We start from the raw sequence: 8,384 nt of genomic DNA on the forward strand, positions 1-8,384 counted from the left end.
CACCGCCTTTCTATTTAAGTAAATAATTTTCCTGAAGATATGGTTCCATGGCTTTGAAAAAATTATCAGCCATGATCTCATATCCCACTGTATCGGGATGAATAGTATCTGACATATGAACTCCCCATACACTGTCCCAAATATTACTAATCAGTTTTACATCGTTTTGAGATGCAAGTGCGTTAAACATTGCATCATATTGTTTTATCATCATTCTTTGAAAAGTACCATTGGTAATTCCAATACTATTAGCCACTGATTTTACAACATCTTCGGTATAAAATTTTACCAGGAATATTGTAATATTTCTAGCTTTGAGTTTAGTTATAATTTTCTGCAAATTACTTTTTATCTCTGCCAGTGCAGAAAACTGAAGCTGAAATAAATCGTTTGCGCCAAGCTCAACTATCACAATACGGGGATTTTTTGAAAGAACATCCTCATTTATACGGCCTAAGGCGTCTGCCGTCGTATCCCCGGAAACTCCGGCATTTATAATAGGCATGTTTATTTTTTCCTGCAGATACGCCGGATAGGATTTTGTTTTGTCATCCTTCCCCGGGACACTTGCTCCATGACCGGCGGTAAGACTATCGCCAAGAAAAACTAACGGCCTGTCTTCTTTATTACTCGTAGTCCCATTGTCACAGGAAGTAAAATTTAATCCGCTTATAACCCCAATAATGATGGTGTATAGTATAATCTTTACCTGTCCATGATACATTACAACGCCTTAATAATCGCCTCCGCGGCTGCACGGCCATCGGAGATAGCCCGGACCACCAGGCTGGCGCCGTTTCGGGAATCTCCGGCAGCCCAGATTTTTGGGTTGGATGTGTGGAACGTGCCCGTGGTACGGATATTGCCGCGCTCGTCGAGTTCCAGGCCGAAGTCGGCCACGGCGCCGTTCTGGACCACGTGGGTAAAGCCCATGGCCAGCAGCACTAAATCTGCGTCGATATCGAAATCCGAACCACTTACTTCGGACATGGTAAAGCGGCCGTCTTTTTCGGCCCAGTCTACCCGGCAGGCCCGTATGGCGCTTAACTTGCCGTTATTCCCTGTAAAAGACTTGGTGTTGACGGACCAGAGCCGTTCACCCCCTTCCAGATGGGAGCTTGAAGTCTTGAGGACCTTGGGCCACAGCGGCCAAGGTTCAGCGTCAGGACGGTGTTCCGGGGGCTTGGGAAGTACCTCAATCTGGGTAACCGCTAGAGCCCCCTGACGGTTGGCGGTGCCCACGCAGTCAGAACCGGTGTCGCCGCCGCCTATGACCACCACCCGTTTCCCGTATGCGGTGATAGGTTCAAGACCCGTAACTTCGCCGCTGAGAACACGGTTCTGGAGGGAGAGGAAATCCAGGGCCTGGACTATGCCGGAATTTTCCCGGCCCGGAAGTTTTACATCCCGTGGTTCACGGGCGCCTATGGTAAGAAGCACCAGATCGTAGGAAGACTCCAGTTCCTTAGCGGAAATGACCTTGCCCCCCTCTACTCCATCGGCGTCCTTTGCACCAAAGCCGTAACGGGCGGAACCGATCCGGGCGCCGGTTTTGAACTCGACCCCCTCGGCTGCCATAATCCTGATACGCCGGTCAATAAAACTCTTATCCAATTTGAAGTCCGGAATGCCGTAACGGAGATAGCCCCCCAGTTTTTGTGCGCCTTCGTAAACAGTAACGCTGAAACCAGCCCGGTTAAGATAATAGGCGGCGGAAAGCCCCGCAGGACCGGCGCCGACCACGGCCACCTTCTTGCCGTTACGCACCCGGGGCGGACGTGGAATTACCAGGCCCAGTTCGTAGGCCTTTTCGATGATGGCAAGTTCGTTCTGTCTGATGGTTACCGGTTCGTCGTTGGAACCCAGGACGCAGGAGGCTTCGCAGAGGGCGGGGCAAACCCGGCCGGTAAATTCCGGAAAGGGGTTCATGTGTTCCAGAGCCGCCCAGGCGCCGGCCCAGTCACCCCGATAGAGGCGGTCCTGCCATTCGGGCATCACGTTGGAGACCGGGCAGGCCCAATGACAGAAGGGTACCCCGCAGTCCATACACCGGGCCGCCTGCAAGCGGCGTTCGTCATCGGAAAGTAGTATTTCTACTTCACTGTAGTCGTTCACCCGCTCTTCCACAGGCCGGTAACCGGAAACTTTACGCTTTATCTTTAAAAATCCCTTTGGATCACCCATACATCCCTCTCTTATTGTTTTTTATACACGGTCCGCAATTTCTTCCCGTTCCCGGATATCATAGAGTTTCCGGTCCAATTCCGCCAGTTTCATCTTCTGGAGAGCCATCTTATATTCCACCGGGAGTACCTTTACAAACTTCGGCTTATATTCCCCCCAATTGTCAAAAATATTTTTGGCATAGGACGAACCGGTCCAATAGATATGCTGTTCAATCTGCTGCCTGACAAAATGTTCATCCTCTTCGTTGTCCAGGCCGGACAGCTCCACCATACCTTTGTTGAGGAAGTACTCGAAGTCACCCTTTTTGTCCAGTACATAGGCGATACCACCGGACATACCGGCGGCAAAGTTTCTGCCCACGGTTCCCAGAACAATGATCCGGCCGCCGGTCATGTACTCCGCCGCATGGTCCCCGGCGCCCTCAATAACCGCGGTAGCCCCGGAGTTCCGTACGCAGAAACGTTCCCCCGCAACCCCGGCGGCGTAGAACTCCCCGGAGGTAGCGCCGTAGAGCAGGGTGTTACCCACAATGATGTTCTCGCTGGTCTCAAAGCTGGAACCCTTGGGAGGCGCTACCACGATACGGCCGCCGGAAAGGCCCTTGCCCAGGTAGTCGTTGGCGTCCCCGGCCAGGCGGAAGGTGATTCCCTTGGCGAGGAAGGCGCCGAAACTCTGACCCGCGGATCCCGTAAAGTCGATGGTGATAAAGTTTTCCGGAAGCCCCTGTCCGCCGAAACGTTTGGAAACCTCATAGGAAAGCATGGTCCCCACCGCCCGGTCGGTATTGCGTACCGGCAGGGATAGTGCTATGGGGATCTTTCCGTCCAGGGCGGAGGAACACTTTTCGATAAGCTCCCGGTCCAGGACCGTAGCAATCTTGTGGACCTGATCCTCAACGCAGCTGTGCGCCTGACCACCGGGTATAAAGGAGGGACCTTCGGGTTTGTAGAGTATGGCCGAAAGGTCAACCCCGGCGGATTTCGCCTTGTCACTCTTCCGTTCCACCAGCAGATCCGACCGGCCCACCAGTTCATCAAACTTTCTAATGCCCAGGGAGGCCATGATTTCCCGAACCTCCTCGGCGATAAAGCGGAAGAAGTTGATCAGGTACTCGCTTTTGCCGGTAAAGCGTTTCCGCAGTTCCGGGTCCTGGGTGGCTACCCCCATGGGACAGGTATTCTCGTGGCACTTCCGCATCATCACACAGCCCATGTTGATCAGGGTGGAGGTACCAAAACCGAATTCTTCGGCCCCCAGCATTCCTGCGATCACCACATCCCGGCCGGTTTTAAGCTGGCCGTCGGTCTGAAGCCGCACCCGGCCCCGGAGGCCGTTTTTTACCAGAACCTGGTTGGTCTCCGAAAGACCCAGTTCCCAGGGAAGCCCCGCGTGGCGGATGCTGCTCTGGGGACTCGCTCCGGTGCCGCCGTCGTAACCGGAGATGAGGATGTTGTCCGCGTGGGCCTTGGCGACCCCGGCGGCAACGGTACCCACCCCGCTCTCGGATACCAGCTTGACGCTGATCCGGGCCTGGGGGTTGGCGTTCTTCAGATCGAAGATCAGTTCAGCCAAATCTTCTATAGAGTAGATATCGTGATGAGGGGGCGGACTAATCAGGGTAACCCCGGCGGTGGAGTGCCGGACCTTGGCGATCATGGCGTCCACCTTATGCCCCGGAAGCTGGCCGCCCTCGCCGGGCTTAGCGCCCTGGGCAATCTTAATCTGGAGCTCCTGGGCGTTGGCCAGGTACTCGCTGGTAACCCCGAAACGGGCGGAGGCTACCTGCTTGATGGCGCTCCGCAGCCAAGTACCATCGCTCTTAACCGCAAAACGTTCCGGACTTTCACCGCCTTCGCCGGAATTGGAACGACCGTGGATGGAGTTCATCGCCTTGGCTATGGTTTCGTGGGCTTCCTTGGAGATGGAACCAAAGGACATGGCCCCGGTGGTGAAACGCTTCATTATTTCTTCCACGGACTCCACTTCGTCAATGGGAATTGCTGAACCGGGGGCAAAGTCCAGGAGACCCCGAATAACATGGGGCGCCTGGTTAAACTTGTTCACCAGGGTGGAAAATTCTTTGAATTTTTTATAGTTCCCGGTACGGGTAGCCCATTGGAGGAGGTAGATGGTTTCGGGGTTCCATGCGTGCCGTTCCCCGTACTTCCGCCACCGGTACTGGCCGTCGCCGGCGAGGAGATAATCCACCCCCTTTGGTTCACCCCCGGTCTTATCCAGGAATTCCCGGGCTGCCCGGTAGTGGTCCAGAACTTCCGCTTCCAGTTCTGCAAAACCCGCTCCGCCGATACGGCTGGGGGTGCCCCGGAAACATTTGTCTATCACCGCTTTGCCAAGCCCGATGGCCTCAAAAATCTGGGCGCCCCGGTAGGACCGGAGGGTACTGGTCCCCATTTTGGACATAACCTTGAGCATGGCCTTGTTAAGGCCCTTGATATAATGCTTCTTCGCCTCGGGAAAACTCCCGGTACGGTTCCCATCGGGACCGGCGCAAAGGGCGGCAAGGGCAGCCAATGCACCGTAGGGAACCACCAGGTCCACGCCGTAGCCGAAGAGCAGGGCGAAATGCATAGGTTCCCGGGGTTCCGCGGATTCCAGAATAATCGACAGGTTCATCCGCAGACCCCGTTCGATAAGGCCGTGGTGTACCGCCCCGGTTGCAAGCAGGGCCGGTATAGCACTGCGGCCTCCGGCTAGACCGGAGGTCAGGCTTGCCCGGTCGGAGAGGATCAGCAGGGTAACGCCGTCCTTGACCGCCGCAACCGCCTGGGCGATAAGGGTTTCCAGGGCCGCTAAGAGGGCGCCGGGAACTCCGTCCTTCACTTCAAAGGTGGCGTCCAGGGTTTGGGACTTAAAATCACCGCCGATTTTTTTAAGGGTTTCCAGATCCGCAGGGGTCATAATGGGGTTGATAACCTTGATCCGCCGGCAGTGGGATTCGGTTTCGTCCAGAAGGTTTTTCTGGGGGCCGATAAAACTGGTCAGGGTCATCACCAGGTCTTCCCGAATGGAATCTATGGGCGGGTTTGTTACCTGGGCAAAAACTTGCTTGAAATAAGAATAAACCCGCTGGCTCCGGTCGGAGAAAACTGCGATAGGGGTATCGGTTCCCATAGAACCGGTGGGTTCCTGGCTGGTTTCCGCCATAACCAAAAGCAGTTTTTCCCGGTCTTCCCGGGAATAGCCAAAGGACTTTTCCAGATAGAGGAGTTTGGCGTCGGTATCTACCCCGGGGTCTAAAAAGGCTTCCGCCGTACCGCCATCCCCCAGTTCCTGCTTCAGGGTGATAACCTGTCTGGCCACCCAGTCGGCGTAGGGCTTAGCCTGGAAAACCTGGCGTTTCACTTCGTTGTCGGGGATGATCCGGCCCTCGGACATATCTACCAGGAGGAGTTTCCCCGGACGGAGCCGGCCCTTGTAAGCCACTTCCTCGGGTTTAAAGTCCTGAACCCCGGTCTCGGAGGCCATGACGATGAGATCATCCCTGGTGATGGTGTAACGGGAGGGGCGGAGACCGTTACGGTCCAGGGTCCCCCCCACAAAGCGGCCGTCACAGAAAACCATGGAGGCAGGGCCGTCCCAGGGTTCCATAATGCTGGCGTGGTATTCGTAAAAAGCCTTTAAATCCTGGGGTATGGGGTTCTTATCGTTCCAGGATTCGGGGATAAGCATCATCAGGGCATGGGGGAGGCTGCGGCCGGACATGACCAGCAATTCCAGGGCATTGTCAAAGCTAGCGGAGTCGCTCTGGTCCGGCTCTATCACCGGGAGTATGTCCTTCAGGGCCTCACCGAAGCGGGGATGGGAAAACAGGGCTTCCCGGGCGGCCATCCAGAAACGGTTCCCCCGGACGGTGTTGATTTCGCCGTTGTGGGAAACGATACGGAAGGGCTGGGCCAGGGTCCAGTTGGGGAAAGTGTTGGTGGAGAACCGGGAATGGATCAGGGCCACCGCAGTCTTTATCCGCTCATCCTTGAGTTCCGGATAGTAATCCTTGAGCTGGGAGGACATGAGCATACCCTTGTAGACAATGGTTCGGGAGGAAAGGGAGGGTATATAGCCCTTGTTCCCGGCATTTTCCAGGGATGCATCAAGGCGGATACGTTTTTCCAGCTTCTTTCTGAAGATATAGAGGGCGAATTCCAGATCCGCCCCCCCGCCAAGGAAGATCTGCCGTATTACGGGCTCCGCAGCCCGGGCGATAGCGCCGATAGCCTCGCCATTGGTGGGCACATCCCGCCACCCCAGGACCTTTAGACCCAGGCCGGCAGCGGTTTCTTCAATATACTTAACGATTGTAGACCGGTTTGATTCCGCTTTTTTATCATTCGCCGGGCCGGGGAGAAACACCATACCCGTTCCGTAGCTTCCCGCAGGGGGAAGATTGGGGATAAACCCCTTGTAGAAATCATGGGGTATCTGTAAAAGCACCCCGGAACCATCGCCGGTCTTGTTATCCGCGCTTTCCGCACCCCGGTGTTCCATCCGTTCCAGGACCTCAAGACCCCGTTTCAAAATATCATGGGAAACACGGCCCTTAATATCCGCTACAAAACCTATACCGCAGGCATCATGCTCGTCTTCTTTCCGATACAAACCCTTGGGACACTGATCAGCCCCTTCCTCATGTTCGCCCATGACGGCTCCTTAAAAAAAACAATTCCCATGAATATACAAAAAAACGGGTTTTTATGCAATATACGATACGAAAGCCAAAAAAAACCGCCGCCGAAAAGGAGGAAAACGGCGGCGGCGAAAAAAAATATGGAGGAGTTCTAATATAAAAGACACAAATAGGAGGATAAGGTTACAAAAAAATGAAAAAATACCTGGTAAAAAAGGGGCTTAAACATCCTTAGGCTTTTAAAAATCCGCTCTTTATTTTTTTTAAAATTCTCCTTCCATACTAAAGTATTTTTCCTCCCCGTCCCCTAACAGGGGGTAAATCGGGACAGATCGGTCCCCAATTTTTAGGAGGGAAAGCAATTGGGTGTGAATACCAAGTACAAAGATAGCGTTTTTACGAAACTCTTTAACGATGAGGACAGTCTACGAGAGCTCTACACTGCCCTGAAGGGTATTGATTATGATCCGGCCATACCGATAACCATAAACACCCTGGAGGATGTTCTCTACATGGACCGGATCAACGACCTGTCCTTTACCGTAGGGGACAAACTGGTATTCGTAATAGAACACCAGTCTACCCTCAACAAGAACATGCCCCTGCGGTTTTTGTCGTATATTCCCCGGGTTTATGAAAAAATAATCGCGCGCCGGGCTATATATAAAAATGCCCTGGTGAAGATACCCAAGCCCGAATTCGTCGTTCTCTATAACGGTTTGGAAAAAATGCCGGAAAAGTGGGAACTACGGCTTTCGAACGCCTTTACGGGCTTGGAAGCGGGTGAAAAAACCTCCCTTGACCTGATTGTCACGGTGTATAATATTAATTATGGACAGAACATGGAATTGCTCCGAAGAAGCGAGAATCTGGCGGGCTACGCGCAGTTTGTCGCAAAGGTACGGGAAAATGCGGCTATGCCCTTGGAACAGGCGGTAACTGAGGCGATCCGGTATTGCATAAAAAACCGGATACTGGCGCGGTTTTTAGAAGAATATGGATCGGAGGTAACAAATATGATGTTTGGCGAATGGGACTGGGACGAGGCAAAGGAAGCTTGGCAGGAGGAGGCCCGGGAGGAAATGGAAGCGAAATACCAGCCCATACTGATAGAAAACCGACAGGCATTAGCGGAAAAGGACTGTGCAATCCAGGAACTTAGGCGAAAGTTGCAGGAAGCCGGGATAGATAGTTAAACCTAGGGCTTATTTTTCCTCCCTACCCCCTATGGACCCCTTAACTTAGTTTCGAGAACGCACAATACGAGGTATGGGGGCCTGTTGTGCGTTCTCCACTTCCTAGGGGGGCCATAGGGGGCCTTTGCCGCATAACGATGCATACCGCTTGGCGCTTAGTCAAGCATAATTTGGCGAACCGGCCCGGTGAAGCCATGCGCCCAAGAGGCACGAAAGCACACTTACAACTAGTACGGAGTGGGGTGTCAGGAAGGAAACGTATGGAGGGACCCTCTGGGAGGCCCCATACGTTTCCTTCCTGACAGGCCCCCCCTTACCATTTGTGTGCTTTCGAAAACCCAGTAGCGCATGGCTTCACC

General features: G+C 53.8%; 4 protein-coding genes. 1 reads left to right on the forward strand and 3 read right to left on the reverse strand.

Annotated features, from left to right (window positions below; all coding sequences use genetic code 11):
- Positions 1-10 precede the first annotated feature (10 nt).
- From TPRIMZ1_RS19895 to gltB, 3 genes are read right to left on the reverse strand one after another with little or no spacing between them, the layout of a single operon-like run.
- Entirely contained in the window at positions 11-724 is a 714-nt protein-coding gene (locus TPRIMZ1_RS19895) for a GDSL-type esterase/lipase family protein (RefSeq protein WP_010262347.1), read from the reverse strand.
- Entirely contained in the window at positions 724-2,184 is a 1,461-nt protein-coding gene (locus TPRIMZ1_RS0115575; protein WP_010262350.1) for a glutamate synthase subunit beta, read from the reverse strand. Before TPRIMZ1_RS0115575 ends, TPRIMZ1_RS19895 begins: the two co-directional genes overlap by 1 nt.
- 21 nt (positions 2,185-2,205) lie before the next feature.
- Positions 2,206-6,843, reverse strand: coding sequence for a glutamate synthase large subunit (gltB, locus tag TPRIMZ1_RS0115580; RefSeq protein WP_010262353.1), 4,638 nt, complete (start codon positions 6,841-6,843; stop codon positions 2,206-2,208).
- 354 nt (positions 6,844-7,197) lie between these two features.
- Here gltB and TPRIMZ1_RS0115590 point away from each other — a divergent pair, with 354 nt between their 5' ends.
- A complete protein-coding gene (locus tag TPRIMZ1_RS0115590; RefSeq protein ID WP_232616850.1) occupies positions 7,198-8,025 on the forward strand; it encodes an Rpn family recombination-promoting nuclease/putative transposase in 828 nt (275 codons plus the stop codon).
- The last annotated feature ends 359 nt before the right edge of the window (positions 8,026-8,384 follow it).

Origin of the sequence: Treponema primitia ZAS-1 (assembly GCF_000297095.1) — a bacterium.
Classification (GTDB): domain Bacteria; phylum Spirochaetota; class Spirochaetia; order Treponematales; family Breznakiellaceae; genus Termitinema; species Termitinema primitia_A.

What these genes read in the sequence shown, in the direction of transcription:
- TPRIMZ1_RS19895 (WP_010262347.1), bottom strand. Translation starts at nt 724, where the DNA reads ATGTATCATGGACAGGTAAAGATTATACTATACACCATCATTATTGGG.
- TPRIMZ1_RS0115575 (WP_010262350.1), bottom strand. Translation starts at nt 2,184, where the DNA reads ATGGGTGATCCAAAGGGATTTTTAAAGATAAAGCGTAAAGTTTCCGGT.
- gltB (WP_010262353.1), bottom strand. Translation starts at nt 6,843, where the DNA reads ATGGGCGAACATGAGGAAGGGGCTGATCAGTGTCCCAAGGGTTTGTAT.